The following is a 24,152-nucleotide window of genomic DNA, read 5'->3' as shown; positions in this document are numbered from 1 at the left end:
GGGAGATTCCCGCCGGGGGGTGCGATGCAATGGGCTGTGCTCCCATCAGGATGCCTCTACCAGATACGTCTTCAGATCCTGTGGCTGAGCCTGCAGCTCCGGCACAAACGTTTCGCCGCCCGCCGCCGTCACGGCATCGGACAGTTCCTGGGCCTGAGCGGCAATGGTCCGGGCATAGATCCGATCCGTCAGGGGTGCGATCTCCGCCAGCACCAGTCCCGCCGTCTCATCCCGGCCGGTGAGGATCGTCTCCGCCGGCAGTTCCACCGACAGCAGCACATCCTCGTACCCAGCCTGGTCCAAAGCGGCGCGCAGGGCCGTCAGCAGCCCGCTGAGGCTGGCCTCCATGCCCTCCTCCGGGTACTGGATCTTGTCCAGCTTGCCCACCGTGGGGAAGGAAACATCCGTCAGCAGGATCTCGTCAAAGCCCAGGGCGGCGCATTCCACCGCCAGCTGGCCCACATACGTCCGGGTCCCCTCCTTGGACGGATCCAGCCAGTTGAGGTTGTTGCCGTCATAGAAGATATAGCCGCCGGTGTTCTTCAGCCCCCGGCCCTCCACATCGGCGTTGGCGGCCCGGCTGTCCAGCAGGCAGGAGAGGCGCGCAATGGTGTGGACGCCGCTGCCGGTCAGGTCCGCCAGGGCCTTCGCCGTGGTATCGGCCGTCTTTCCGGCGGCGGGCAGCGCCGCCTGGGAGTCGTAGTACACGCTGCCAGAGCTGTCCTTCATAGTGACGGCCACGGCGTCATATCCGCTCTCCTCCAGACCCGCCGGGGCAGAGGCCGCCGTCAGGGGCGTATCCGTCAGCCACAGGACCTTGGCCCCGGCCGGAGTCTCCGGCTCCTGAATGACGATATCCACCTCTCCGGGCTCCTGGGGCAGTTCCTCCGTCTGTTCCGTGTCCTGCTGCCAGGGCAGTTCCAGCCGGGCGTTGCCGTCGGCGTCGTAGACCATGTACTCCTGCAGCACGATCACGGCCACAGCCGCCACGATCACCAGCACCAGCACCACGGCCAGGGCGATCTTCCCCTTGGGCGGACGGCCCCGGTAGCTGCGGTATCCCTTTGCGGCCCACATGGCGGCTCACCTCACTTCCGGTAATCTCGGCTTCCGCGGCGCGGAAGCTCAGGGCTGAATGGCGTTGAGCTTATCCACCCGGCGGGCGTGGCGCCCGCCCTCGAACTCGGTGGTCAAAAAGACCTCCACCATCCGCTCGGCCATGTTCTTGCCGGTGAAGCCCGCGCCAATGGCCATCATGTTGGCGTCGTTGTGGCGGCGGGTCATCTCCGCCTGAAGGGAGTCGGCGCAGTGGGCGCAGCGGATGCCCTTGACCTTGTTGGCGGCGATGGAGATGCCGATGCCGGTGGTGCAGATCACGATGCCCCGGTCACAGGTCCCGGCGGCCACGGCCCGGGCCGCCGCCTCGCCGAAGTCGGGGTAGTCGCAGCTCTCCGTGGAGTGGCAGCCGAAGTCCTCCACCTGGTGGCCCAGCTTCTCCAGCAGGGCCTTGATGTCGCATTTGAGGGCGTATCCGCCGTGATCGGAAGCCAGAGCGATCTTCATAGTATCCTTCTCCTTTTTTATGTCAGATGATGGATGAACGCGCCGCCCCGGCGGGCGGCGCAGGGTGCTCATGGGCCTATTATAAATCCTTCCGGGGGAAAATGCAAATCACAGGTCGTGCCAGACCGGCTGCCGCCGGTCAAAGGTGCAGAAGCGCCGGAAGCCGCATGCCCGCAGCAGCGCCTGTCCCTCCCGGATGGCGCAGCCCACGCCGTCGGTCCGGTGGGCGTCGGAGCCCAGGGTGATGATCTCGCCGCCCAGAGCGCGGTACATCCGCAGCCACTTTTCGTCCGGCAGGGGGGTGTTGCCGTGGTTGGTGTTGACCTCGATGCCCAGGCCCTGCTCCACCACCAGCCGCAAAATCGCCTCCAGCCGGTCCTCGAACCCGTCGAAGGTCAGGTGGAAGCCACGGCGCTCGTTGAGATACCGCAGAGGCAATGTCAGGTGGCCCACCACCTGGAACTTACCCCAGCGGACCATCCGCTCCACGCTGTCCAGGTAGTCCGCGAGGCCCGCCCGGGCCTCCGTCTCGTCGGCGGGCGGAAACAGGGCCAGGTTGCAGTCCGCCGGCGGGGGCAGGCTGTGGACGGAGCCGATGATAAAGTCCAGCTCCGGCGCCCGCTCCAGCTGCCGCTCCACCCAGTCGATGTTCCAGATGGCGTCGCCGATCTCGATGCCCAGCCGCAGCTGCACGCTCTCCGGCGCGGCGGAGCGGGCCTCGGCAAAGGCCCGCTTCAGGGGCGCCCAGTCGTGGTCCCCGGCCTTGGGCACGGTGCAGTTCCACTCCAGAGGCTCCACATGGTCGGTGAAGCAGATCTCCTGGAGCCCCGCGGCAGCGGCCGCGGCGGCCATCTCCGTCATGGTGTTCCGGGCATCCGGAGAGCAGGTGGTATGGGTGTGATAGTCCGCAAGGTACATGGCGGTCCCTCACTTCTTGAATTTCTTGAAGAATTTCTTCTGTTCCTCGTAGTTGTTGTCGCCCATGGTGTCGGCGAACTTCTTCAGCGCTTCCTTCTGCTCCTTGTTCAGGTTCCGGGGCGTCTCGATATAGACGGTGACGTACTGGTCGCCCCGGCCCCGGCCGTTGAGGGAGGGGATGCCCTTGCCCTTGAGGCGGAAGGTGGTGCCGGACTGGGTGCCCTCCGGCAGGGTGTACTTGACCTTGCCGTCGATGGTGGGGATCTCCAGCTCCGCGCCCAGGACCGCCTGGGCGAAGGTGATGGGCGCCTCGCAGAGGACGGAAGTACCCTCCCGCCGGAACAGCTCGTGGGGCCGGACGGTGATGGTGATGAGCAGGTCGCCGGCGGGGCCGCCGTTCTTGCCGGCGTGGCCCTGGCCGCGAATGGAGATGGTCTGGCCGTTGTCGATGCCGGCCGGGATGCTGGCCTGGATGGTCTTGCGCCGCCGGGTGAAGCCGGTGCCGTGGCAGTCCTTGCAGGGCTGGTGGATGATCTTGCCCTTGCCGCCGCAGCGGGCGCAGGGGGAGGAGGTGGCGAACACGCCCATGGGAGTCTGCCGCCGGACCTGGACGGTGCCGGTGCCGTGGCAGTCGGGACAGGTCTCCGGCGAGGTGCCGGGGGCGCAGCCGTTGCCGTGGCAGGTGTCGCAGGGCTCCATCCGCTCCACGGTCACGGACTTCTCACAGCCGAAGGCCGCCTCCTCAAAGCTGATGGCCACGGACAGCCGGATGCTCTCGCCCCGCTGGGGGGCGTTGGGGTTGGTGCGCCGTCCGCCGCCGAAGCCGCCGCCGAAGAAGCTGCCGAAGATGTCGCCCAGGTCGCCGAAGTCAAAGCTGCCGTCGAACCCACCGCCGCCGGCGCCGAAGTTGGGGTCCACGCCGGCGTGGCCGAACTGGTCGTACCGGGCCTTTTTGTCGGCGTCGGAGAGGACCTCGTAGGCCTCGTTGATCTCCTTGAACCGGGCCTCGGCATCCTTGTCGCCGGGGTGCAGATCCGGGTGGTTGGCCTTGGCCAGCTTCCGGTATGCCTTTTTGATCTCATCCTCAGAGGCGCCCCGGCCAACGCCCAGGACCTCGTAATAATCGCGTTTTTGCTCTGCCATAATGATACTCCTATCAGTCGGGAATCAGGGATCAGGACCGGGCCCCGGCGCCGGGGCCCCGTCCTCATATCTGATTTTCCGCCAAACGGTCCCAATGGGGCGGGGAAGCTCCCCGTCCCATTGGACCGTTTTGTTCGTTACTTCTTGTTGTTGTCGTCCTCGTCCACGACCTTGTAGTCGGCGTCGTAGTACTGGCCGCCCTGCTGGGCGTCGGGACCGGGGCCGGCCTGGGGGCCGACGTTCTGGGGATTGGCCTGCTGGTACAGCTTCTCGCTCACGGCGTAGAAGGCCTGGGTCAGCTCGTCGGTGGCGGCCTTGATGGCGGCGGTGTCCTGGCCCTTCAGGGTCTCCTTCAGCTTGTCGATACCGGCCTGGACCTTGCTCTTGTCATCGGCGGGGATCTTGTCGCCCATCTCGGAGAGGGTCTTTTCGCTCTGGTAAACCATCTGGTCGGCCTGGTTGCGGACCTCGACCTCCTCCTTCATCTTCTTGTCCTGGGCGGCATACTGCTCGGCCTCCTTGACGGCCTTCTCGATGTCCTCCTTGCTCATGTTGGAGGAGGAGGTGATGGTGATGTGCTGCTCCTTGCCGGTGCCCAGATCCTTGGCGGAGACGTTGACGATGCCGTTGGCGTCGATGTCGAAGGTCACCTCGATCTGGGGCACGCCGCGGCGGGCCGGGGCGATGCCGTCCAGGTGGAAGCGGCCCAGGCTCTTGTTGGCGGCGGCCATCTCACGCTCGCCCTGGAGGACGTTGACCTCAACGGAGGTCTGGTTGTCGGCGGCGGTGGAGAAGATCTGGCTCTTCTTCACGGGGATGGTGGTGTTGCGGTCGATCAGCTTGGTGAACACGCCGCCCATGGTCTCGATGCCCAGGGACAGCGGGGTCACGTCCAGCAGCAGCAATCCCTTGACGTCGCCGGTCAGCACGCCGGCCTGGAGGGCGGCGCCCATGGCCACGCACTCATCGGGGTTGATACCCTTGAAGGGCTCGTTGCCGGTGAAGTTCTTCACGGCCTCCTGCACGGCGGGGATCCGGCTGGAGCCGCCCACCAGCAGCACCTTGCTCAGGTCGCTGGGCTGCAGGCCGGCGTCGGACATGGCCTGGCGCACGGGGCCCATGGTGGCGTCCACCAGATGGGCGGTCAGCTCGTTGAACTTGGCCCGGGAGAGGGTCACGTCCAGGTGCTTGGGGCCGGTGGCGTCGGCGGTGATATAGGGCAGGTTGATGTTGGAGGTGGTCACGCCGGAGAGCTCGATCTTGGCCTTCTCGGCGGCCTCCTTCAGCCGCTGCATGGCCACCTTGTCGCCGGAGAGGTCCACGCCGTCGCTGCGCTTGAACTCATTGACCAGCCACTTCATGACGCACTCGTCGAAGTCGTCGCCGCCCAGGCGGTTGTTGCCGGCGGTGGCCAGGACCTCGATGACGCCGTCGTCGATCTCCAGGATGGAGACATCGAAGGTGCCGCCGCCCAGGTCGTAGACCATGATCTTCTGGCTCTGCTCCTTGTCCACGCCATAGGCCAGGGCCGCGGCGGTGGGCTCGTTGATGATGCGCTTGACGTCCAGGCCCGCGATCTTGCCGGCGTCCTTGGTGGCCTGGCGCTGGGAGTCGGTGAAGTAGGCGGGGACGGTGATGACCGCCTCGGTGACGGTGGAGCCCAGGTACGCCTCGGCGTCGGCCTTGAGCTTCTGGAGGATCATGGCGCTGATCTCCTGGGGGGTGTAGTTCTTGCCGTCGATGCTGACCTTGTGGTCGGAGCCCATCTCCCGCTTGATGGAGGTGATGGTGCGGTCGGGGTTGGTGATGGCCTGGCGCTTTGCCACCTGGCCCACCATGCGCTCGCCGGTCTTGGAGAAGGCCACCACGGACGGGGTGGTGCGGTTGCCCTCGGCGTTGGGGATGACGACGGCCTCGCCGCCCTCCATGACCGCCACGCAGGAGTTGGTGGTGCCCAGATCGATACCAATAACTTTAGACATAATGATTGCCTCCTAAAATCTATGGAAAAATTTTTATTACAAACAAATGGATCTTTGGAAATCCCAAATTCAAACCGGGCCAAAGGCCGCGGTCCCTGCCCGAGGGCCTCAGTTTGCCACCTGGACGATGGCGTGGCGGATCACTTTTCCGTTCATCTCAAAGCCCGCCTGGAACACCTGGGCCACTACGTTCTCGCCGTAGGCCTCGTCGTCGATGTGCATGACGGCGTTGTGCTTTTCCGGGTCGAAGGTCTCGCCCAGGGCCGGGATCTCGGTGACGCCCAGCTTGCTCAGGATCTCCTGATACTGGTGGAAGATCATCTCCAGCCCCTTCTTGTGGGGATCGTCCTCACCGCCCTCGGCGGCCGCGGCCCGCTCCAGATTGTCGTACACCGGCAAAAACGCCTTGATGGTGTCCAGCTGGGCGTCCTGGTAGATGGTCTCCTTCTCCTTGGCGGTGCGCTTGCGGTAGTTGTCGTACTCCGCCGTCAGCCGCACGAACTGGTCCTTGACGGAGTCCAGCTGCTTCACCGCCAGCTCCATCTGCTCCACCTGTTCCCGGGTGAAGGTGTAGCCCTTCTCCTTCTTCTTTTTGGCCTTGGGCGCCTTCTCCGGCTCCTGGGCGGCGGCTGCCGCCGCCGCCTGCTCTGCGTCTTTCTGCTCCTCCTGAGGGGCCTCCTGGGGCTCCTGGTCGGGCAGCTTGGTCTCTTCGCTCATTCCTCTGGTTCCTCCTTGGGCGGTAATTCCTGTTGTTTTCCGAACAGCCGCGTCAGCCCCTCGGCAAAGCCGGTGAGGCGGGCGGCCACTGTGGCGTAATCCATCCGGGTGGGGCCCACCACGCCGATCAGGCCCCGCATATCGTCGCCGATGTCATAGCTGGCCACCACCACGCTGGTATCCTTCAGCGCGTCGCTGACGTTTTCGGGCCCGATCAGGATCTTCATGGGGCCCTCCTCCGGCATGGGGAGACTCTCCTTGCTGTCGGTGAGGAAGCTCATGAGCTGGTGGGCCTTGTCGGCGTCCCGGAATTCCGGCAGCTTCAAAAGCTCCTTGGTGCCGGCGGTGACGATCTCCCGCTGGCCGGCCTCCTCCAGCGCGTCCACGGCGTAGGCCACGGTCTGGCTCAGCAGCAAAAACAGCTGCGGCGGCACCTGGTCGGCCACGTCCATGAGCCGCTGGTTCATGGTATCGGTGCCCACGTTGGTGAAGTGGGTGTTCAGCAGATTCACCAGGGTGGGCATCTGCTCCAGATCCACCTTCAGCTGCATCCGCAGCAGCTGGCTGCGCACCCGGTTGTCGCCCAGCATCATCACCACGATGCAGCTGCGCTCATCCACCGGCAGCAGGTCGAAGCGGCGGGCGGTGATCTTTTTCTTCCCGGCGGCGGCCACATAGGCGGGGTAGTTCACAAAGGAGCTGACCGCCCGGCCCGCCTGAGAGATCACCCGGTCCAGCTCCTCCATCTTCAGCTGGAGGGACTGGTTGATCTTCTCCGTCTCGGCCAGAGTCAGCCGCTGGCGCTCCATCAGCTCGTTGACATAGAGCCGGTAGCCCTTGGGGGAGGGAATGCGCCCGGCGGAGGTGTGGGGCTGCTCCAGATAGCCCAGCTCCACCAGATCCGCCAGCTCGTTGCGGATGGTGGCGGAGCTGACCTTGCCGCCCATCTCGCTGGCGATGCTGCGGGAGCCCACCGGCTCGGCGGTCTGGACGTAGTCCTCCACCACGATCTTCAATATCTGTTTTTTCCGGTCCGTCAGTTCCACAGTCCGCACCTCTGACGCTTCCGCGGGATGTTGTAAATTGGTTTAGCACTCTCTTTCCCGGAGTGCTAAAAGGAGTTTACCACCGTGCCCTCTCAATGTCAACGGGTGGATATAAACATTTTGTAAACAAAAGGAAACTGTTTTGAGAATCTTTTTCCCCTGGCAGCTGCTGCCCGCCCCAAACGCAAAAACGCGGGCTTTTCGCCCGCGTTTTTGAAACGATCCAGCTGCCGCGCCATGTCTCTCAGGATTCCGCGCCGTAGTTCAGCGCCGCTGCCGCCTGCCGGACGGCGCCGGACATATACAGCGAACCCAGGGCGCACACGGCGCCGCCGGGGCCCGCCGCCATGGCGGCCAGCTTCACGCCCTCCTCCACCGTGAGGCATGCGCAGCCGGGGGTGCCGTAGGGCAGCCGCCGGCGCAGGGCCTCGGCGTCCAGGGCCCGGGGGCTGGGCGGCGTCACGGTGACCACCGCCTCCGCCAGGGGCACCACCGCCTCCAGCACGCCCTCCACGTCCTTGTCCGCCAGCATCCCCAGCAGCAGCACGATCTTCCGCTCGGGGAACAGGGCCCGCAGGGTCTCCGCGGCGGCCGCGGCCCCCTGGGGGTTGTGGGCCCCCTCCAGCAAAATCACCGGGTCCGCCGGGCGGATCACCTCCATGCGGCCGGGCCAGCGGGCCTGCGCCAGTCCGCGGCGGATCGCCGTCTCCGGGACGGCCCAGCCCTTGTCCCGCAGGACCTCCGCCGCCGTCACCGCCAGTGCCGCGTTGTGCAGCTGATACCGGCCGATCAGGCCCAGGCGCAGCGGGCCGTAGGGGGTGAGGTCAAACTCCGTGCCGGAGAGGGTCACCCGACTGCTTCCCAGGCGGGCAAAATCCACCTCGGTCAGGACGGCGCCCCGCTCCCGGCAGACCCGGCGGAACACGGCGTCCGCCTCCGGGCAGTCCCCCAGGCTCACCACGGCGCCGCCGGGCTTGATGATGCCGGCCTTGGCAATGGCGATATCCGTCAGGGTGGGGCCCAGCACCGCCGTGTGGTCCAGGCCCATGGCCGCCAGCACGGCCGCCTCCGGCGTGTCGATGACGTTGGAGGCATCCAGGGCGCCGCCCAGACCCACCTCCAGCACGGCGATGTCGCACTGCTCCCGCCGGAAGTGCAGCAGGGCGATGGCGGTGATGAGCTCAAACTCCGTGGGGTGGTCCGCCATGGCCTCGGCGGCGGGGCGGATCTCCTCCACCAGGGCCGCCAGGGCCGCCTCCGGGATCATCTCGCCGTTGATCTGGATGCGCTCCCGGAAGTCCTCCAGATAGGGGGAGGTGTTCAAGCCCACCCGGTAGCCGGCAGCCTCCAAAATGGCGGCAATCATGGCGCAGGTGCTGCCCTTGCCGTTGGTACCGGCCACGTGGACGAACTTCATGCCCCGCTGGGGGTCTCCCAGGGCATGGAGCAGCGCCCGGATCCGATCCAGACCCGGCGCGTGGCACTGCCACTGAAAGCTGTGGATGTAGGCGACGGCCTCCTGACCGGTCATGGGCGTTCCCTCCTCAAAAGGTGATTCTGCCGTCGGTCAACTGCTGGGGTACCAGCCCCTGCCGCCGCAGAGCCGGCAGCACACAGCGCAGCACCAGAGCCAGCATCAGGATCTGAATCGGCAGATAAATGAGGTTCTTTACTGCGCTGGTAGTCATGTAATATAGGTAGCCCTTGCTGTACAGCATGGCGCTCCACAGGGATCCCAGAAAAACGTTTTGAATGTTGGTGAGCGTTTTAGCCAGGATAATCCGCCGCCAAGTGATCCTGGCTCGGTAAAAAAACAGCGCATAGGTCAGGCAGCCCAACAGAGTCGTCAGCGCATAGCCGGGAAAATAGGGATAACCGCCGGATGAGAGAAAAAAGCTGAGGGTATCCTCCGCCACGGCAAACACCATGGCCACAAGGGGGCCGCACACCAGGGCACACAAAGCCCGGGCCAGGAAGGTAACGCTGAGCGTCAGAGACTCATGGAGCGGAATATAAAAGCGTGAGAGGACGATGCAGGCGGCAATCATCACTGCCGAAAACACCACGGATCGCAGGCTGCGGAAACTGCGCAGCGTCTCCCGCCAATATCCGGGGACAAGAGGATGGGGGTACAGGGACATAAAAATACCTTCCTTCTGTGTATTTGGCAGTCCGTGACCGGAGATGCCGCACAGAGGAAGGGTTATTCTCGCTCCCATATGCGGCAGCGGGATGCGGAGCGCACACTGCGGGACTGAGCCCTTTCGTCCGGAAAACAACTCCCCGTTTTTCCGGCACTGGATGGACACGTGCGTTCCTACTCTGCCTGTTGGGTCCATTATATGCCTGCGGAGCAAAAATGCAAGCCCCCGGGAAAAAGTTCATAAAAAAGGCCCCGGACACACGGTCCGGGGCCTTAAACGGGATCGTTACTGGGGAGCGGTCTCGGCCTTTGCGGCATCAGCCGCAGCCTTGGCCTTCTCGGCCTGGGCCTTCTTGATGGCCTTGTACTTCTCCTTCTCCTCAGCGGTGGCGATGGGCAGAATGGCGTCTCTCGGGCAGACCTTGGTGCACAGCTTGCAGCCCTTGCACTTGTCGTAGTCGATGACGGCCACACCGTTCACCACATGGATGGCGTCGAACTTGCACTCCTTCTGGCACAGGCCGCAGCCGATGCAGGAGCTGGAACAGACGCTCATGGCGGCCTTGCCCTTGTCCTGGTTGGCGCAGGCCACATGGACCTTCTTGGAGGCGGGGACCTCCACGATCAGGTGGCGGGGGCAGGCGGCGGCGCAGGCCATGCAGTCGGTGCACTTTTCGGGATCCACCACGGCGGTGCCGTTGGGGCCGATGCTCATGGCGCCGAACTGGCAGGCCTTCACGCAGGAGCCGAAGCCCAGGCAGCCGAAGGCGCACTCCAGGGGGCTGCCGGCCACCTTGGTGGCGGAGATGCAGTCCTTGACGCCGCGGTACTCAAAGCGCTTGACGGCGTTGGTACCGCCGTTGCAGCGGACGAAGGCCACCTTCCGCTCGCCGGTGGGAGCGGCCTGGCCCATGATCTCGGCAATGGCAGCGGCGTTCTCAGGGCCGGCGGGAGCGCAGGCGGTGACAGGGGCCTCACCGGCCACGATGGCGGCGGCGCAGCCGGCGCAGCCGGGGTAGCCGCAGCCGCCGCAGTTGGCGCCGGCCAGGTGGCCCAGAATGGCCTCCTCACGGGGGTCCTTTTTCACCTCGAAGATCTTGGAGGCCACGGCCAGAACCAGACCGAACACGCCGCCCAGGATACCGAGGACCAGAATTGCAGCTAAAATATTCATATTCCCGGTTCCTCCTTACCAGACCTTCAGGCCGGAGAAGCCCATGAAAGCAAGGGCCATCAGACCGGCGGTAACCAATGCGATGGGGAAGCCCTCGAAGGCCTTGGGATAGTCGGCGAACACCAGGCGCTCCCGGATGCTGGCGAACAGCACGATAGCCAGCAGGAAGCCCAGGCCGCCGGTGATGCCGTAGACCACGGAGGAGATGAAGTTGTAGTTGTTCTGCACGTTCAGCAGCACCACGCCCAGCACGGCGCAGTTGGTGGTGATCAGAGGCAGGTAGATGCCCAGCGCGGTGTACAGGGAGGGCATGGACTTCTGCAGGAACATCTCGATAAACTGCACCAGGGAGGCGATGACCAGGATGAAGGTCACGGTCTGCATGTACTCCAGGTCAAAGCGGACCAGGACGAACTGGTTGACAGCGTAGCACACGGCGGAGGCCAGGCCCATGACGAAGGTCACGGCGATGCCCATGCCCACGGCGGTGTCGACCTTCTTGGAGACGCCCAGGAAGGGGCAGATGCCCAGGAACTGGGAGAAGATGAAGTTGTTCGCCAGAATGGCGCCCAGCATGATTGCCAGGAGTTCATAGATCTGATCCATTATTTGCTCTCCTCCTTATTCTTCTTGGGTCTGGACAGGGCCCACTGCATCAGGGCGATCAGGCAGCCCAGCACCAGGAAGCCGCCCACAGGCAGGGTCAGCATGCCGGCGGGGAACTGGGAGGGCAGGATCTGGATGCCCTTGAGATCGGGACCCAGGATGCCGCCGCCGAAGGTGCCGGCGCCCAGGAACTCGCGGATGATGCACATGACCAGCAGCACCAGGGTGTAGCCGATGCCCTGGAAGATGCCGTCAAAGAAGGAGGCACCGATGCCGTTCTTGTAGGAGAAGGCCTCGGCACGGCCCAGGATGATGCAGTTCACCACGATCAGGGGGATGAACACGCCCAGGGACGAGGACAGAGCAGGCACGAAGGCCTGGATCAGCAGGTCCACGCAGGTGACGAAGCCGGCGATCACCACGATGAACATGGCGATACGGATCTTGTCAGGGATGATCTTGCGGATGGCGGCGATGATGACGTTGGACAGCGTCAGGATCACGGTGACGGCCAGGCCCATGCCCAGGCCGTTGAAGAACGAGGTAGTGATGGCCATGGTGGAGCACATGCCCAGCACCTGCACCAGCACGGGGTTCTGGGTCAGCAGACCCTCCACAAACTGTTTTTTCAGATTCATAAAGCGTGCATCCTCCCTTCTCAGCCGATGGCGCCGGCCACGGCCAGCGCGGCGTTGACGCCGGTGGTCACGCCCTTGGTGGAAACGGTGGCGCCGGAGATGGCGTCCACGTTGGTGCCGACGGCCAGAGCGCCGTCCGCGGCGGACTTGCCGATGAACTGGTCCAGAACGCCGGTGCCGCTGGACAGAGGCTCATTGTTCATGACCTTGGAGCCGATGCCGGCGGTCTCGGCGTTGTCCACGATGGACACGCCGGTGACGGCGCCTTCGCCGTCCACGCCGACCATCATCTCAATGCTGCCCTGGGAGCCGGAGGCCACGACCTTGATGGCGTAGCCGGCGTTCTCGCCGCCCACCAGGACCTCATACACGGAGTCCAGGGTGCCGCCGGCGGAAGCCGCGGCGGCGGTCATGGCCTCGGTGTTCTCCAGCGCCTCGGAAAACTCGGTGCTGTCGGGATCGGCCACCACGGCCTTCATGGCGGTGACGGTGTTCTCCCAGTTGATGGCGGCGATCTTATCCTTCGTGATGGCGTTGACCCCGCCCAGCGCGGCGGCTACCACCAGGCAGCACAGCAGCAGCGTGACGGTCAGTTTGATGATGTACTTGGGGTCCATATCGACCTTTTCCTTGGTCTTGACTTCGGTGCTCATTTCGCGGCCGCCTCCTTCTTATCGGATTTTACGACGCCAAAACGAGCGGGACGGGTGTTCTTGTCGATCAGAGCCACGCACAGGTTCATGACCATGATGGAGTAGCACACGCCCTCGTTATAGGAGCCGAAGTAACGAATGAATACGGTGAACAGGCCGCAGCCGATGCCGAAGATCAGCTGGCCCTTCTTGGTGACGGGAGAGGTGGCGTAGTCGGTGGCCATGAAGAAGGCGCCCAGGAACAGTCCGCCGCCGGAGATGCTGTACAGCATCCACTCCAGGTTGGAGGCGCCGGCCTTGGGGAACAGGAAGGTCAGCACGGCCACGGTCAGGATGTAGGCCACGGGGGTATGCCAGTTGATGACCTTGCGCCAGAGCAGGTACAGCCCGCCGATCAGCAGCATCAGCACGGAGATCTCACCCAGGGAGCCGCCGATGTTGCCGATGAACATATCTCTGATGGAATAGTTGGCCAGCAGGCCCTCCATATCGCCGGTCTTCATGTAGGCCAGCGGGGTGGCGGCGGTGACCACGTCCACGGTGGAGCCGATCACGGGCACCTTGGTGCCGGGAGCGGCCCAGGAGGTCATGACGCCGGCGTAGCTGCCCAGCAGGAACGCACGGCCGGCCAGAGCGGGGTTGACGAAGTTCTTGCCGATGCCGCCGAAGAGCTGCTTGACGACCACGATGGCGAAGAAGTCGCCCACCAGGATCATCCAGTGGGGAGTGGTAACAGGGCTGACGAAGGCCAGCAGCATGCCGGTGACCACAGCGCTGAGGTCGCCCACGGACTGGGGCTTCTTCATGAGCTTGCGGTAGCCCCACTCGAAGAACACGCAGCCAGCCGCGGACACGGCGGTGAGGGTCAGGGCCTTAAAACCGAACATCCACACGGCCCAGGCCAGTGCCGGCAGCATGGCGATGATCACGTCCAGCATGATGGACCGGGTGTTCTCCGCTGCACGGATGTGGGGAGAAGAGGTGGCGATCAGCTTGAGATTCTTATAGTCAGTCATTACTTTACGGCCTCCTTCTTCTCTTCTGCGGCCTTTTTCTTTGCCTCGGCAGCGGCCTTGTCAGCGGCCGTCTTGTCCTTGACCAGCTGCTTGCCGGTCTTGAACATGTGGGTCAGGTGGACCCGGGCGGGGCAGACGTACGCGCAGGCGCCGCACTCCATGCAGTCCATGATGTGAGCGTCGTTGAGCTCATCCACCATGCCCTTGGAGGCGTACTGGTACATGAACAGGGGCTCCAGGTGCATGGGGCAGGCGGCCACACACTTGCCGCAGCGGATGCACTGGGGATTCTCAACGGTCTGCTCCTCATTCTCGCAGAAGGCCAGCATAGCGCCGGTGCCCTTGCCCACGGGAATATCGGCGGTGTACTGGGCCATGCCCATCATGGGGCCGCCGCACACCAGCTTGTAGGTGCCGTCCTTCAGACCGCCGCAGGCGTCGAACAGCAGGGAGACGGGGGTGCCGATGGGGCACTCGATGTTCTTGGGCTCCACCACACCAGAGCCGGAGACCGTGACGATCTTCTTCACCACGGGCATGCCCTGGGTGATGGCCCGGTAGATGGCGCAGGTGGTGTTGATGTTGAACACGGCGCAACCGATGTTGGAGGGCAGCCCTCCGGGAGGCACCTGCTTGCCGGTGATGGCCTGGCAGAGCTGCTTCTCACCGCCCTGGGGGTAACGGCAGCGCAGGGGCTCCACCACCACGGGGGCCTTCTTCTCGGCGATGACCTTGTTCATGGCGTCGATGCCGTTTTGCTTGTTGTCCTCCACGCCGATGATGACCTTGTCCACACCGAACATCTTGGCCAGATACACGCAGCCGCCGATGATCTCCTCGGGGCGCTCCAGCATGGTGCGGTGGTCGCCGGTGATGTAGGGCTCGCACTCGGCGCCGTTGATGATGACGGTGTCCACCTGCCCGATGCCGCCGGAGATCTTCACGTGGGTGGGGAAGGTCGCGCCGCCCATGCCGACGATGCCGGCGTTCTTCACGATCTCCACCATCTCCTGGACGCTGAGGGCGTCAGGATCGGCGGGGGCCTGGACCTCCTCGCTGAGGGTGTCCTGGAAATCGTTGTCGATCACCACGGACATCATGTTGCCGCCCATGGAATAGGGGCGGGGCTCCACTGCCTTGACCGTGCCGGAAACGCTGGCGTGGATCGGGGCGCCGAGGCCGCGGAATTCGCCGATCTTCTGGCCCACCTTCACATGATCGCCCACTTTGACCAGTGGCGTGCAAGGTGCGCCGAAGTGCATCGACATGGGAATGACCACCTGGGCCGGGGGTGCCAGCTGTTCGATGGCCTTCTCATTGGTCGCGGCCTTCATGTCATGGGGATGAACGCCGCCAAAGAAAGCTTGTGCCATTGTCTTCACCTCATTTTTACTCCTTGATAGCGGCCATAACATGGGGACGGTCCCATCCGCCGGCGGGGAGGGACCTCATGCCGTGGCGCATACTACCACATACTGCGCTTCATTCTACACCCAAAATTGAAAAATGTCCAGACTGTGAACGACGTTTTTTGCGAAAATTCGCCGGTTGTACTCTCCTTTTTTTGTGATTTTCCACATCTTTTGCAAGTCCTTCACGGCCTGCCGCTCTCTCCGGACCGCCCTTGTCTTTTCGTGGAAAACATGGTATGCTGTCTCCATAGCGGCCCGCTCCGGCGGGACTTCATGACACGGAGGCACGACTACCATGACGCCAAGACAGATCGACAGACCGCAGCTGAAAGCGCAGACGAGGGAGCTGCTGCGCTCCGCCCAGGTACGCCCCAAGGCCATGGCGGCGCTGTATCTGGGCCTGATCGCAGTCCTGAATCTGGCCGACACCCTGGCGGGCAGTGTCAGCCTCAGCCTCCTGGGCACCTTTGTGACCGTTCTGACCATGCTGCTGGGGACCGTCCTCAATGTGGGCTTCGTGCTGTACTGCATGGCCATCCGGCGGGGCGAGCGGGCGGAGTTTCTGACGCTCTTCGACGGGTTCTCCTTCGTGGGGAAGATCATTGGCCTGAGCATCCTGCAGTCGGTGTTCATCTTTTTGTGGTCGCTGCTGTTCGTCATCCCCGGCATCATCGCCGCCTACCGCTACCGCTTCGCCATGTACAATCTATGCGAGAATCCGGATTTGAGTATCGTGGAAGCGCTGGACATGAGCAAGCGCCAGACCGAGGGCTACAAGGGCCAGCTGTTCGTGCTGGACCTGAGCTACCTGGGCTGGGGAATCCTGGCGTCCCTGCCCTCCACGGTGGAGTTCTTCTATCTCTATCTCCAGATCCTTGAGGATCCCGCCGTCTTCATGGCAGACCCCACCCGGCTGGTGCCGCTGATCGGCTCCGGCCTCCTCATGTCGCTGATCATCTGGCTGTGGTCCCTGGCGGTACAGCTTTTCTACCTGCCCAACTATCAGTGCGTGGAGCTGGGCTATTTCGACATCGCCAAGGAGACCTCCGGCGTGGGCGCCGGTGCCCGGCCGCAGGAGGGCGGCTGGAGCGGCTGGAACGGCGGCCAGGACGGCTGGGGCGGCGGCCCCGACGACCTGGGCGGCTACTGAGCCCCCGCCCGCATATCCGCAGCAAAAGGCGCCCCGCGGACGATCGTCCGCGGGGCGCTTTTTGATGTCCGCCTCACAGGTGGGGGAACTCCCGGCACACAAAGGCGCTCTTCCGCAGGGCCGCCGCCAGCAGGGCGGAGGCCGCCGCGCCGAAGGCCGCCTGGACCAGATTGCCGGGGATGCCCGCCGCGGCGCCTGCCAGGGCCAGGGAGAAGTCCCGGCCCCCGAAGGACGCCAGCAGAGCGTCAAACAGCCAGTAGCCCAGCACCATGGGCACCTCCGCCGCCGCGCCGCACACCGCAAAGGTCCATCCGCCCCGGCGCCCCAGCAGCCGGTACAGCCCTGCCGCCAGGGCCGCCATGACCGCCTTGATGACCAGGGTGGCGGGCACGTACATGGGATAGCCCCCCAGCAGGTCCGCCAGAGCGGAGCCGATGCCCGCCGCCGCGGCGCCCCAGCCGGGGCCCAGCAGATAGGCCCCCAGCAGCACCACTGCGTCCCCCAGATTCACATATCCCCCGGTGGGGGTGGGCACCCGGATCGCCATGGTGGCCGCGCAGGCCATGGCCGCCAGCAGCGCCGTCAGCACCAGGGCCCGCACCTGCCGGGCGGACCGGTCCTCCCGCCGCTCCACTGTCTTTTCCATCGCTGTCGCCTCCTGTTCCGCCGGAGCGTTGCCCCGGCTGACTGTTGCCATCATACGGCGGATATGATATGATTGAAATACTCAATTTCGATCTTTTTTATAAGGTCAGAAGGAGGCGCGCCGTGCTGACCTACGCCATGGAGCAGCGGGGAGATCTGTCCCTGTACGAATATCTGTACCGGTGCATCCGCCGGGACATCCTCTCCGGCGCCCTGGCCGCCGGGGAGCGGCTGCCCTCCAAGCGGGCGCTGGCGGAGCATCTGCACCTGTCCGTCATCACCGTGGAGGGAGCCTACGCCCAGCTGGAGGCCGAGGGCTATGTCCACACCCTGCCCCGGCGGGGCTTTTTCGTCTCGCCGGTGGAGCGGACCGCCCCGGCCCCGGCGGTCCCGGCCCCGGCGGCGGAGCCGGAGGAACGGGCCTGGCGGCTGGACCTCAAGCGCAACCGGGTGGACATGGCCCGGTTCCCGGTGTCCACCTGGGCCCGGCTGACCCGGCGGGTGCTCTCCGAGGACGGGGCGGCGCTGCTGCGCCCCGTCCCTCACCAGGGCCTGCCCGCCCTGCGCCAGGCCATTGCCGACGACCTGCGCCACTTCCGGGGCATGGCGGCGGACCCGGCCCAGATCCTGGTGGGGGCCGGAGCGGAGTATTTGTACCTGCTGCTGGCCCAGCTGCTGGGGCGGGAGGCGGTAGTGGCCGTGGAGGACCCGGGCTATCCCAAGATCCGCCAGGTCTACGGCAGCCTGGGGCTGCCCTGCCGCCCGGTGCCCCTGGACGGCCAAGGCGTGGACCCTGCCGCTTTGGCGGCCTCCGGGGCCTCCGCGGCCCATCTGTCTCCCAACCACCACTATCCCACCGGCCTGGTGACCCCCATCGCCCGGCGGCAGGCCCTGCTGCGCTGGGCAGAGGACACCGGGGGGTATCTCATCGAGGACGACTACGACAGCGAGCTGCGCTTCACCGGCCGGCCCATCCCCACCCTCCAGAGCATCGACCGCGGCGGACGGGTGCTGTACATGAACACCTTCTCCCAGACCATCTCCCCCTCCATGCGGCTGGGGTTCGTGGTACTGCCGCCGGCGCTGCTGGCGGAATACCGCCGCCGGCTGGACTTTTACGCCTGCACCGTGCCGGCCCTGGAGCAGCACGTGCTGGCCCTGTTCCTCTCGGAGGGCCACTACGAGCGCCACCTCGCCCGGATGCGCAAGGAGTACCGCCTGCGCCGCGGCGCGGTGCTGGCGGCCTTCCGCGCCAGCCCCTTTGCCCATCGCATCGCCATCTCCGAACAGGGGGCGGGGCTGCACTTCCTGCTGCGGCTGGAGACAGGCCGGTCCGACGAAGCCCTGCGGCAGCGGGCGGAGGGCCTGGGGGTGCGGCTTGGCTTCCTCTCGGAGTACGCCGCGGTGCCGGACGGCGCCCACGCCCACACCCTGGTGGTCAACTACGGCGGGCTGGAGCCCGCCGCCCTGCCGGAGGCCATGGCGCTGCTGGCGGAGGTCTTTGCGGAATAAGGCGGGCGCCGGGCCCGTCCAAAAGCATTTTCCGGCGCTCCTGACAAGGGTTTTCAGCAGAGCCTGTGATAAAAAAACGAGAGGACCCCGGAGGGGCCCTCTCGTTTTCTCTTTCTGCCGCGCAGGATCCTGCTGTCAACGGAAAACACGGGCGCCCGGGCCATCTGGTCCGGGCGCCCCTTTCGTTGATACCGTTGATGCTCAGATGTCCCGGCGGCCCTCCAGCGCCCGCATCAGCGTGGCGTCGTCGGCGAACTCCAGGTGGCCGCCCACGGGGATGCCGTAGGCCAGGCGGGTCACCCGGACGCCGAAGGGCTTTAACAGCCGGGCAATGTACATGGCCGTGGCCTCGCCCTCGGTGTCGGGGTTGGTGGCCATGATGACCTCCTCCACGCCGCCCTTGGCCACCCGCTCCACCAGGGGTTTGATGGCCAGATCGTCGGGCCCCACATGGTTCATGGGGGAGATGACGCCGTGGAGCACGTGGTAGCGGCCATTGAACTCCCGGCTGCGCTCGATGGCGGCCACGTCCCGGGGGTCCGCCACCACGCAGATGACGGAGCCGTCCCGCTTGGGGGAGGCGCAGATGGGGCAAAGGCCCCCGGCGGTGAAGTTCTGGCACTCCGGGCAGCAGGTGACGCTGCGCTTGGCGTCCAGGATGGCCTCGGCGAATTCCCGGGCCTCCTCCTCCGGCAGGCCCAGCACATGGAAGGCCAGCCGCTGGGCGGACTTGCCGCCGATGCCCGGCAGCCGGGCAAACTGCTCCACCAGCTTTTCAAGGGGTGCGGGGAAGTATTCCATGGGTACGGTACGCTCCTTTTAGTTCGATGCTTCCGGCAGGTCCATGGCGAACAGGGCCGCGGCGCCGCCGGTGTGGAAAAAGACGATGTCACCCTCGCCCTCAAAGCCCCCGGCCTTCACCTGGGCCAGCAGGCCCGCCCAGGCCTTGCCGGTGTAGACCGGGTCCAGCAAAATGCCCTCAGTCCGGGCCAGCTCCAAAATGGCGGGGGTGGCCGCCGGATCGGGCACGGCGTAGCCGAGTCCGGCACAGTCCAGGATCTGAAGATCCTTCTCCTGGGGCTGGAAGGAGGCCTCCAGCAGCGCGGCGGCGCCGGCGGCCAGGTCCAGCACCGTCTCCCGGAAGGGCTGGGGATCCACCGCCATGCCGGTGACCCGGGCGCCGGGCAGGAACAGCCCCGCCCCCAGCAGCAGTCCGGCGGTGGTGCCGCCGGAGCCGGTGGCGCTGACCAGATGGCCCACCCGGATGCCGGCGGCCATGGCCTGGACGGCGCACTCCCGGGCGGCGGCGGCATAGCCCAGGGTCCCCAGAGGCGTGGACCCGCCCAGGGGGATCCGGCAGCAGCGGTGGCCCCGGGCCTCCAGCCCGGCAGCCTCCGCCTCCATCTCCCGGTAAATGTCCTGATAGTCGTCGGTGTCCACCAGCCGGACGGGGGCGCCGTAGATCTCATCGAGCACCAGGTTGCCCCGGCGGCCGGTGACACCCCGGTCCTTCAAAAACAGCTTGCAGTCCATGCCCAGCCGGGCGGCGCAGGCGGCGGTCAGCATGGCGTGGTTGGACTGGGCGCCGCCGGTGGTGAACACCGTGTCGCAGCCGTCGGCCTGGGCCTGGGCCAGCAGAAACTCCAGCTTGCGGACCTTGTTGCCGCCCAGGGCCACGCCGCACAGGTCATCCCGCTTGATCCAGATGTTCCGGCCGTACCTGGCGCTGATGGCCTCCAGCTTGTAAAAGGGGGTGGGGAAGAGGCCCAGGGAGACCCTGGGCACGCTGGCGATGTTCCGCATGGCCGTCCCTCAGCCCCGCAGAGCGGCGATCCGGGCGGGGATGTCCGCCGCCTTGTACACGGCGCTGCCCGCCACCAGCACGTTGGCCCCGGCGGCGATGCAGGTCTTGCAGGTCTCCGGGTCCACGCCGCCGTCCACCTCCAGTTCGCAGGCGGGGTTCTTCTCGTCGATCCAGGCGCGGATGGCGGAGACCTTGGGCATCATATCGGCCATGAACTTCTGGCCGCCGAAGCCCGGCTCCACCGTCATCACCAGGATCAGCTCCACCTTCTCCAGGTACGGCAGGGCCGCCTCGGCGGGGGTCTTGGGCTTGAGGACGATGCCCGCCTTCTTTCCCTTGGCGTGGATCTTGTCGATGGCGGCGTGGATGTTCTCCGGCGTGTCGGACTCCACATGGACCGTCACCAGGTCGGCGCCGGCATCGCAGAACTGCTCCACATACCGCACCGGCTCCACGATCATCAGATGCACGTCCAGCGGCAGCGCGGTGGTGGGCCGCAGGGACTTGACCACGGGGATGCCGATGGTGATGTTGGGGACGAACATGCCGTCCATCACGTCCACATGGACGTAATCGGCTGTGGAGATCCGCTGGATATCCCGCTCCAGATTTGCGAAATCGGCGGAGAGAATGCTGGGTGCGATCTTTACCATGGAAAACCCCTCTTTTCTTGAGATGGGAAGAGATGCCGCCCCCGGGACGGGCCGCCCGGGCCTGTGGCGGCGGAGAGCCGCGCCGCATAGGATACCCCAAGCGGCAGGCGCCCCCCAGTTGACTCTTCCGCGCAGCGTCCGCCCCTGGAGCGGAGCGCCGCCGCTTTTTTGAATAGGGGGCCGGTGGGATCTCCGCCGGCCCCCATTTGCCGTATAGGGCAAGTGTATCAAACTCCGGCGGCAAAAGCAACCGCCCGGGCCCCCTTTGCCGGGGATTTTCCCCCGCGGCGGAACCTCCGCCTGCTTTTGTCGTCTCCCTTTCCAGAATACTTCTCACAGAAGAGAGGGGATGACAGATATGCGCAGACGGCTGGTGCTCCTGGCATTGGTGCCGGGGCTGCTGTTCGGGCTGCGGCAGATCCGCAGCCTGCCCGCCACGGAGACCGACTACCCCTCCGCCCTGATGTGGAACGGCACCATCTACTATGCGTCCGTCCAGGCGGTGGACGAGCTCCCGGCGGACGCCGCCGTTGGGACCGTGTCCTCCGAGACGGACACCTTTCCCCGGAAAAACGGACAGGCCAATTTCTGCCCGCCGGGCACCCCCGTGGCGCAGACGGAGGAGGGAATGGCAGTCCTGCTGGACGGCGTGTGGTATCTGTGCAGGCCGAAAGAGATGGAAGTCGCCCAGGCGGACAGCTGACCCACTAAAAAATTTTTGGTTTTGTTGCAAAAACCACTTCTAAAATGAGAACATTATGATAATCTAATATTGAAAACACGATCAACACAGCAGGAGAGGACGGTGCGGCGAATGGATGTACAAATTGACTACGAGGAGCGGGCGGAGCTGCTGAAGGCCCTGTCCAACCCGGTCCGGCTGCGGATCGTCCACGGGCTGCTGCGCCGGGGCTGCCACAACGTCTCCTGCATGGAGCGGTCCACGGGCATGTCCCAGTCCTGCATCTCCCAGCACCTGCAGAAGCTGCGGGCCGCGGGGGTGGTGTCCACGGAGCGGTGCGGCAACGAAGTCATTTACCACGTCTCCTCGCCGGTGGCCGCCGGCCTGGTGGCGGTGTTGATGGAAGAGGAGGCGTCCAACTATGTCCTGTGACATTCTGGTGATCGGCGGGGGTCCCGCGGGCCTGTCCGCCGCGGTGAACGCCCGGGCCCGTGGCCGCAGCGTCCTGGTGGTCTCCAACCCTCTGGAGGAGAACCCCCTGTGGCCGGCGGAGCGGGTGGACAACTATCCGGGCCTGCCCGCCGTCTCCGGCGCGGAGCTGCTGACCCAGCTGCGCCGCCACGCGGAGCGCTCCGGCGCGGAGTTCCTGACGGGACGGGCGCTCACCTCCGTGCGGATGGGGGACGCCTGGTACGTCAGCGTGGGGCCCGACATGTACAACGCCAAAGCCGTGGTCCTGGCGGCGGGCGTGGCCCGGGGGAAGAAGTTCCCCGGCGAGGCGGAGTTTTTGGGCCGGGGCGTCAGCTACTGCGCCACCTGCGACGGGATGCTCTACCGGGGCAAGGCCGTGGCGGTGCTGGGATACAGCGACTCCGCCCGGCAGGAGGCCGAGTTCCTGGAGCGAATCGGCTGCCGCGTGACCTACTTCGACCGGCCCCGGACCTGCGAGATCCACGGGGAGGAGACGGTCCGCTCCGTCACCTGCGACGGGCAGAGCACCGATGTGGACTGCGTGTTCATCCTGCGGCCCGCCCTGGCCCCCACGGATCTGTTCCCGGGCCTGGAGACGGGGAAGGGCTTCGTGGCGGTGGACCGCCGCATGGCCACCAATCTGCAGGGCCTCTTTGCCGCCGGGGACTGCACCGGCGGACCCCTTCAGGCGGCCAAGGCCGCCGGAGAGGGCCTGATCGCCGGCCAGAGTGCCGCCGCCTATGTGGCCGATCTGGAGCGGCAGGCCCGCCAGGGATGAAATCCCGCCGGCGGGGCACCCTTTCAGCAGGGTTTTATGCACATACCGTGATTTCAAAATAAAAATATAAAGGAGAAATGAATTATGGCGATCCAGCATTTCAAGACTTCCGAATTCGACGCCGCCGTGGAGGCGGCCCCCCTGGCTATGGTGGACTTCTGGGCCTCCTGGTGCGGCCCCTGCAAGATGCTCTCCCCGGTGGTGGAGTCCATCGCGGAGCAGTTTGACGGCAAGGTCCTGGTGGGCAAGGTGAACGTGGACGAGGAGCCGGACCTGGCCCGGCGCTTCGGCGTCATGAGCATCCCCACCGTGGTGTTCCTGAAGAACGGCCGGGAGTTTGACCGCAAGGTGGGCGTCATGCCCCCCGAGGCCTTCACCTCCGTGCTGAACAGCAACCTGTGACGTCCCGCGGGCGCCCGGCGAAAGCTGGGCGCCTTTTCTTGCCCGGGGCAGAAGAAACTGGTATGATAAAGGGGAGATCGAAACTTGATCAAGGAGGTCTTTTCCATGGAAGAAGTGCTGGAATTTCTGAGAAAGTGCGGGACCTACTACCTCGCCACGGTGGACGGCGGGCAGGCCCGGGTGCGGCCCTTCGGCACCATCGACCTGTTTGACGGCCGCCTGACCGTCCAGACCGGCCGGAAGAAGGACGTGTCCCGGCAGATCCTGGCCAACCCCAGGGTGGAGCTGTGCGCCTTTGACGGGGAGCGGTGGCTGCGGCTGGCGGCCGCGGCGGTGGAGGACCCCCGGATCGAGGCCCAGGCCCATATGCTGGAGGCGTACCCCTCTCTCCAGGCCATGTACCAGCCCGGGGACGGCAACACCCAGATCTTCGCCCTGACGGAGGTCACGGCCACCTTCTCCTCCTTTACGGAGGCACCCCGGACCCTCACCTTCTGACGGACCCGGAAACGCCCGCGGACAGAGAACCGTCCGCGGGCGCTTTTATGGCCGCTTCGCCTCTTTTCCCGGGGAAAACCGGGGGCAGGCGGGGGCGTCCGCAGTCCGGTCCTTGAGCCGGGGGTGGACGCAGTGGCCCTGGGCGATGGGGGCATAGCCCCGGCCGCTCTTCACGTAGTGGCGGCGGAAATACCGGCATTCGGCACAGGTGTCTGTCATAATTTCACCTCCCCTTTCTATTTTAGATAATTTTTATCTAAAATGCAATAGACAATTTTTATCTATGCTACATTGATCCCGGTGATGGATATGACATTTGGTGAACGCCTGCGCTGTCTGCGGGAAGAACAGGAACCCCGCCTGACGCAGACCCAGCTGGCCTTGGAAACCGGCATTTCCCAGCGGAAGATCTCCTATCTGGAGCGGGGGGAGCTGGAGCCGTCTCTGGACGAGCTGCGGCGGCTGTGCCGGTATTATCAGGTGTCGGCGGACTACCTGCTGGACCTGCCGGCGGGGTTGTCCCGGCCCGAGCGGTGAATTTTTCGG

Annotated in this window: 28 protein-coding genes; 8 read left to right on the top strand and 20 right to left on the bottom strand. The window is 65.4% G+C overall.

The features are described 5' to 3' along the window. Window positions 1-45 precede the first annotated feature (45 nt). From KFE19_10500 to rsxC, 15 genes are all read right to left on the bottom strand, one after another. The gene (locus KFE19_10500; GenBank protein QUO36852.1) at window positions 46-1,077 is read right to left on the bottom strand and encodes a hypothetical protein; all 1,032 of its coding nucleotides are present in this window, start codon (window positions 1,075-1,077) and stop codon (window positions 46-48) included. A 48-nt stretch (window positions 1,078-1,125) separates the two neighbouring features. Further along, window positions 1,126-1,563 (bottom strand): ribose 5-phosphate isomerase B, encoded by a 438-nt coding sequence (gene rpiB, locus KFE19_10495; GenBank protein QUO36851.1) that lies wholly within the window; start codon window positions 1,561-1,563, stop codon window positions 1,126-1,128. A gap of 108 nt (window positions 1,564-1,671) precedes the next feature. Then, complete coding sequence (locus KFE19_10490; protein QUO36850.1) at window positions 1,672-2,481, bottom strand: histidinol-phosphatase HisJ family protein; 810 nt, start codon at window positions 2,479-2,481, stop codon at window positions 1,672-1,674. A 9-nt stretch (window positions 2,482-2,490) separates the two neighbouring features. After that, complete coding sequence (gene dnaJ / locus KFE19_10485; GenBank protein QUO36849.1) at window positions 2,491-3,624, bottom strand: molecular chaperone DnaJ; 1,134 nt, start codon at window positions 3,622-3,624, stop codon at window positions 2,491-2,493. A gap of 137 nt (window positions 3,625-3,761) precedes the next feature. Then, the gene (dnaK, locus tag KFE19_10480) at window positions 3,762-5,606 is read right to left on the bottom strand and encodes a molecular chaperone DnaK (protein QUO36848.1); all 1,845 of its coding nucleotides are present in this window, start codon (window positions 5,604-5,606) and stop codon (window positions 3,762-3,764) included. A 108-nt stretch (window positions 5,607-5,714) separates the two neighbouring features. After that, the gene (grpE, locus tag KFE19_10475; GenBank protein QUO36847.1) at window positions 5,715-6,323 is read right to left on the bottom strand and encodes a nucleotide exchange factor GrpE; all 609 of its coding nucleotides are present in this window, start codon (window positions 6,321-6,323) and stop codon (window positions 5,715-5,717) included. Beyond that, window positions 6,320-7,369: a heat-inducible transcription repressor HrcA gene (hrcA, locus tag KFE19_10470; protein QUO39594.1), complete on the bottom strand. Its 1,050-nt coding sequence runs from the start codon at window positions 7,367-7,369 to the stop codon at window positions 6,320-6,322. Before hrcA ends, grpE begins: the two co-directional genes overlap by 4 nt. A gap of 244 nt (window positions 7,370-7,613) precedes the next feature. Further along, the gene (locus KFE19_10465; protein ID QUO36846.1) at window positions 7,614-8,900 is read right to left on the bottom strand and encodes a bifunctional folylpolyglutamate synthase/dihydrofolate synthase; all 1,287 of its coding nucleotides are present in this window, start codon (window positions 8,898-8,900) and stop codon (window positions 7,614-7,616) included. A gap of 13 nt (window positions 8,901-8,913) precedes the next feature. Continuing rightward, window positions 8,914-9,510: a folate family ECF transporter S component gene (locus tag KFE19_10460; GenBank protein ID QUO36845.1), complete on the bottom strand. Its 597-nt coding sequence runs from the start codon at window positions 9,508-9,510 to the stop codon at window positions 8,914-8,916. Between the two features lie 288 nt (window positions 9,511-9,798). After that, window positions 9,799-10,686: an RnfABCDGE type electron transport complex subunit B gene (locus KFE19_10455; GenBank protein QUO36844.1), complete on the bottom strand. Its 888-nt coding sequence runs from the start codon at window positions 10,684-10,686 to the stop codon at window positions 9,799-9,801. Window positions 10,687-10,701: 15 nt separating this feature from the next. Beyond that, on the bottom strand, window positions 10,702-11,292 hold the full coding sequence (rsxA, locus tag KFE19_10450) for an electron transport complex subunit RsxA (protein ID QUO36843.1): 591 nt from the start codon (window positions 11,290-11,292) through the stop codon (window positions 10,702-10,704). Continuing rightward, window positions 11,292-11,930 carry an electron transport complex subunit E gene (locus KFE19_10445; GenBank protein ID QUO36842.1) on the bottom strand — a complete coding sequence of 213 codons (639 nt, stop codon included), beginning with the start codon at window positions 11,928-11,930 and terminating at the stop codon, window positions 11,292-11,294. Before KFE19_10445 ends, rsxA begins: the two co-directional genes overlap by 1 nt. Window positions 11,931-11,950: 20 nt before the next feature. After that, window positions 11,951-12,583, bottom strand: a complete 633-nt coding sequence (locus KFE19_10440; protein QUO36841.1) for an FMN-binding protein — start codon at window positions 12,581-12,583, stop codon at window positions 11,951-11,953. Then, a complete protein-coding gene (locus tag KFE19_10435; protein QUO36840.1) occupies window positions 12,580-13,599 on the bottom strand; it encodes an RnfABCDGE type electron transport complex subunit D in 1,020 nt (339 codons plus the stop codon). The genes KFE19_10440 and KFE19_10435 overlap by 4 nt, the downstream gene beginning before the upstream one ends. Beyond that, the gene (gene rsxC / locus KFE19_10430) at window positions 13,599-14,972 is read right to left on the bottom strand and encodes an electron transport complex subunit RsxC (protein QUO36839.1); all 1,374 of its coding nucleotides are present in this window, start codon (window positions 14,970-14,972) and stop codon (window positions 13,599-13,601) included. The genes KFE19_10435 and rsxC overlap by 1 nt, the downstream gene beginning before the upstream one ends. 334 nt (window positions 14,973-15,306) lie before the next feature. Between rsxC and KFE19_10425 the strand changes: the two genes are divergently transcribed. Further along, on the top strand, window positions 15,307-16,161 hold the full coding sequence (locus KFE19_10425) for a DUF975 family protein (protein QUO36838.1): 855 nt from the start codon (window positions 15,307-15,309) through the stop codon (window positions 16,159-16,161). Window positions 16,162-16,234: 73 nt separating this feature from the next. On the opposite strand, the gene KFE19_10420 is transcribed toward KFE19_10425, so the two are convergent. After that, on the bottom strand, window positions 16,235-16,807 hold the full coding sequence (locus KFE19_10420) for an ECF transporter S component (protein QUO36837.1): 573 nt from the start codon (window positions 16,805-16,807) through the stop codon (window positions 16,235-16,237). A 122-nt stretch (window positions 16,808-16,929) separates the two neighbouring features. Here KFE19_10420 and KFE19_10415 point away from each other — a divergent pair, with 122 nt between their 5' ends. After that, window positions 16,930-18,318, top strand: coding sequence for a PLP-dependent aminotransferase family protein (locus KFE19_10415; GenBank protein ID QUO36836.1), 1,389 nt, complete (start codon window positions 16,930-16,932; stop codon window positions 18,316-18,318). Between the two features lie 201 nt (window positions 18,319-18,519). Here KFE19_10415 and recR read toward each other — a convergent pair whose 3' ends face one another. From recR to KFE19_10400, 3 genes are read right to left on the bottom strand one after another with little or no spacing between them, the layout of a single operon-like run. Beyond that, window positions 18,520-19,119 (bottom strand): recombination mediator RecR, encoded by a 600-nt coding sequence (gene recR / locus KFE19_10410; protein QUO36835.1) that lies wholly within the window; start codon window positions 19,117-19,119, stop codon window positions 18,520-18,522. Window positions 19,120-19,137: 18 nt separating this feature from the next. Further along, a complete protein-coding gene (locus KFE19_10405; protein QUO36834.1) occupies window positions 19,138-20,121 on the bottom strand; it encodes a pyridoxal-phosphate dependent enzyme in 984 nt (327 codons plus the stop codon). 9 nt (window positions 20,122-20,130) lie between these two features. Further along, entirely contained in the window at window positions 20,131-20,775 is a 645-nt protein-coding gene (locus tag KFE19_10400) for a ribulose-phosphate 3-epimerase (protein ID QUO36833.1), read from the bottom strand. A gap of 358 nt (window positions 20,776-21,133) precedes the next feature. Here KFE19_10400 and KFE19_10395 point away from each other — a divergent pair, with 358 nt between their 5' ends. The 5 genes from KFE19_10395 to KFE19_10375 all read left to right on the top strand — a co-directional run bounded on the left by KFE19_10395 (window position 21,134) and on the right by KFE19_10375 (window position 23,606). After that, window positions 21,134-21,478 carry a hypothetical protein gene (locus tag KFE19_10395; GenBank protein QUO36832.1) on the top strand — a complete coding sequence of 115 codons (345 nt, stop codon included), beginning with the start codon at window positions 21,134-21,136 and terminating at the stop codon, window positions 21,476-21,478. Window positions 21,479-21,589: 111 nt separating this feature from the next. Beyond that, window positions 21,590-21,889 (top strand): winged helix-turn-helix transcriptional regulator, encoded by a 300-nt coding sequence (locus KFE19_10390; protein ID QUO36831.1) that lies wholly within the window; start codon window positions 21,590-21,592, stop codon window positions 21,887-21,889. Then, a complete protein-coding gene (locus tag KFE19_10385; GenBank protein QUO36830.1) occupies window positions 21,879-22,706 on the top strand; it encodes an NAD(P)/FAD-dependent oxidoreductase in 828 nt (275 codons plus the stop codon). Before KFE19_10390 ends, KFE19_10385 begins: the two co-directional genes overlap by 11 nt. Before the next feature lie 84 nt (window positions 22,707-22,790). Next, the gene (trxA, locus tag KFE19_10380; protein ID QUO36829.1) at window positions 22,791-23,108 is read left to right on the top strand and encodes a thioredoxin; all 318 of its coding nucleotides are present in this window, start codon (window positions 22,791-22,793) and stop codon (window positions 23,106-23,108) included. 105 nt (window positions 23,109-23,213) lie between these two features. Next, window positions 23,214-23,606, top strand: a complete 393-nt coding sequence (locus tag KFE19_10375) for a pyridoxamine 5'-phosphate oxidase family protein (GenBank protein ID QUO36828.1) — start codon at window positions 23,214-23,216, stop codon at window positions 23,604-23,606. Between the two features lie 45 nt (window positions 23,607-23,651). Here KFE19_10375 and KFE19_10370 read toward each other — a convergent pair whose 3' ends face one another. Beyond that, on the bottom strand, window positions 23,652-23,825 hold the full coding sequence (locus tag KFE19_10370; protein ID QUO36827.1) for a hypothetical protein: 174 nt from the start codon (window positions 23,823-23,825) through the stop codon (window positions 23,652-23,654). 84 nt (window positions 23,826-23,909) lie between these two features. Here KFE19_10370 and KFE19_10365 point away from each other — a divergent pair, with 84 nt between their 5' ends. Then, window positions 23,910-24,143 carry a helix-turn-helix transcriptional regulator gene (locus KFE19_10365; GenBank protein ID QUO36826.1) on the top strand — a complete coding sequence of 78 codons (234 nt, stop codon included), beginning with the start codon at window positions 23,910-23,912 and terminating at the stop codon, window positions 24,141-24,143. Window positions 24,144-24,152 lie beyond the last annotated feature (9 nt).

The sequence above is a fragment of the Dysosmobacter sp. Marseille-Q4140 genome (genome assembly GCA_018228705.1).
Lineage (GTDB): Bacteria > Bacillota > Clostridia > Oscillospirales > Oscillospiraceae > Oscillibacter.
The sequence above is the reverse complement of the archived record's forward strand: the minus strand, read 5'-3'. Positions and strand labels throughout refer to the sequence as shown.

What these genes read in the sequence shown, in the direction of transcription:
- rpiB (QUO36851.1), bottom strand. Translation starts at nt 1,563, where the DNA reads ATGAAGATCGCTCTGGCTTCCGATCACGGCGGATACGCCCTCAAATGC.
- KFE19_10395 (QUO36832.1), top strand. Translation starts at nt 21,134, where the DNA reads ATGCGCAGACGGCTGGTGCTCCTGGCATTGGTGCCGGGGCTGCTGTTC.
- KFE19_10460 (QUO36845.1), bottom strand. Translation starts at nt 9,510, where the DNA reads ATGTCCCTGTACCCCCATCCTCTTGTCCCCGGATATTGGCGGGAGACG.
- KFE19_10385 (QUO36830.1), top strand. Translation starts at nt 21,879, where the DNA reads ATGTCCTGTGACATTCTGGTGATCGGCGGGGGTCCCGCGGGCCTGTCC.
- recR (QUO36835.1), bottom strand. Translation starts at nt 19,119, where the DNA reads ATGGAATACTTCCCCGCACCCCTTGAAAAGCTGGTGGAGCAGTTTGCC.
- KFE19_10365 (QUO36826.1), top strand. Translation starts at nt 23,910, where the DNA reads ATGGATATGACATTTGGTGAACGCCTGCGCTGTCTGCGGGAAGAACAG.
- KFE19_10425 (QUO36838.1), top strand. Translation starts at nt 15,307, where the DNA reads ATGACGCCAAGACAGATCGACAGACCGCAGCTGAAAGCGCAGACGAGG.
- KFE19_10465 (QUO36846.1), bottom strand. Translation starts at nt 8,900, where the DNA reads ATGACCGGTCAGGAGGCCGTCGCCTACATCCACAGCTTTCAGTGGCAG.
- trxA (QUO36829.1), top strand. Translation starts at nt 22,791, where the DNA reads ATGGCGATCCAGCATTTCAAGACTTCCGAATTCGACGCCGCCGTGGAG.
- KFE19_10375 (QUO36828.1), top strand. Translation starts at nt 23,214, where the DNA reads ATGGAAGAAGTGCTGGAATTTCTGAGAAAGTGCGGGACCTACTACCTC.
- dnaJ (QUO36849.1), bottom strand. Translation starts at nt 3,624, where the DNA reads ATGGCAGAGCAAAAACGCGATTATTACGAGGTCCTGGGCGTTGGCCGG.
- KFE19_10405 (QUO36834.1), bottom strand. Translation starts at nt 20,121, where the DNA reads ATGCGGAACATCGCCAGCGTGCCCAGGGTCTCCCTGGGCCTCTTCCCC.
- rsxC (QUO36839.1), bottom strand. Translation starts at nt 14,972, where the DNA reads ATGGCACAAGCTTTCTTTGGCGGCGTTCATCCCCATGACATGAAGGCC.
- grpE (QUO36847.1), bottom strand. Translation starts at nt 6,323, where the DNA reads ATGAGCGAAGAGACCAAGCTGCCCGACCAGGAGCCCCAGGAGGCCCCT.
- KFE19_10455 (QUO36844.1), bottom strand. Translation starts at nt 10,686, where the DNA reads ATGAATATTTTAGCTGCAATTCTGGTCCTCGGTATCCTGGGCGGCGTG.
- KFE19_10420 (QUO36837.1), bottom strand. Translation starts at nt 16,807, where the DNA reads ATGGAAAAGACAGTGGAGCGGCGGGAGGACCGGTCCGCCCGGCAGGTG.
- KFE19_10445 (QUO36842.1), bottom strand. Translation starts at nt 11,930, where the DNA reads ATGAATCTGAAAAAACAGTTTGTGGAGGGTCTGCTGACCCAGAACCCC.
- KFE19_10390 (QUO36831.1), top strand. Translation starts at nt 21,590, where the DNA reads ATGGATGTACAAATTGACTACGAGGAGCGGGCGGAGCTGCTGAAGGCC.
- KFE19_10400 (QUO36833.1), bottom strand. Translation starts at nt 20,775, where the DNA reads ATGGTAAAGATCGCACCCAGCATTCTCTCCGCCGATTTCGCAAATCTG.
- KFE19_10500 (QUO36852.1), bottom strand. Translation starts at nt 1,077, where the DNA reads ATGTGGGCCGCAAAGGGATACCGCAGCTACCGGGGCCGTCCGCCCAAG.
- rsxA (QUO36843.1), bottom strand. Translation starts at nt 11,292, where the DNA reads ATGGATCAGATCTATGAACTCCTGGCAATCATGCTGGGCGCCATTCTG.
- KFE19_10440 (QUO36841.1), bottom strand. Translation starts at nt 12,583, where the DNA reads ATGAGCACCGAAGTCAAGACCAAGGAAAAGGTCGATATGGACCCCAAG.
- KFE19_10490 (QUO36850.1), bottom strand. Translation starts at nt 2,481, where the DNA reads ATGTACCTTGCGGACTATCACACCCATACCACCTGCTCTCCGGATGCC.
- KFE19_10435 (QUO36840.1), bottom strand. Translation starts at nt 13,599, where the DNA reads ATGACTGACTATAAGAATCTCAAGCTGATCGCCACCTCTTCTCCCCAC.
- KFE19_10370 (QUO36827.1), bottom strand. Translation starts at nt 23,825, where the DNA reads ATGACAGACACCTGTGCCGAATGCCGGTATTTCCGCCGCCACTACGTG.
- dnaK (QUO36848.1), bottom strand. Translation starts at nt 5,606, where the DNA reads ATGTCTAAAGTTATTGGTATCGATCTGGGCACCACCAACTCCTGCGTG.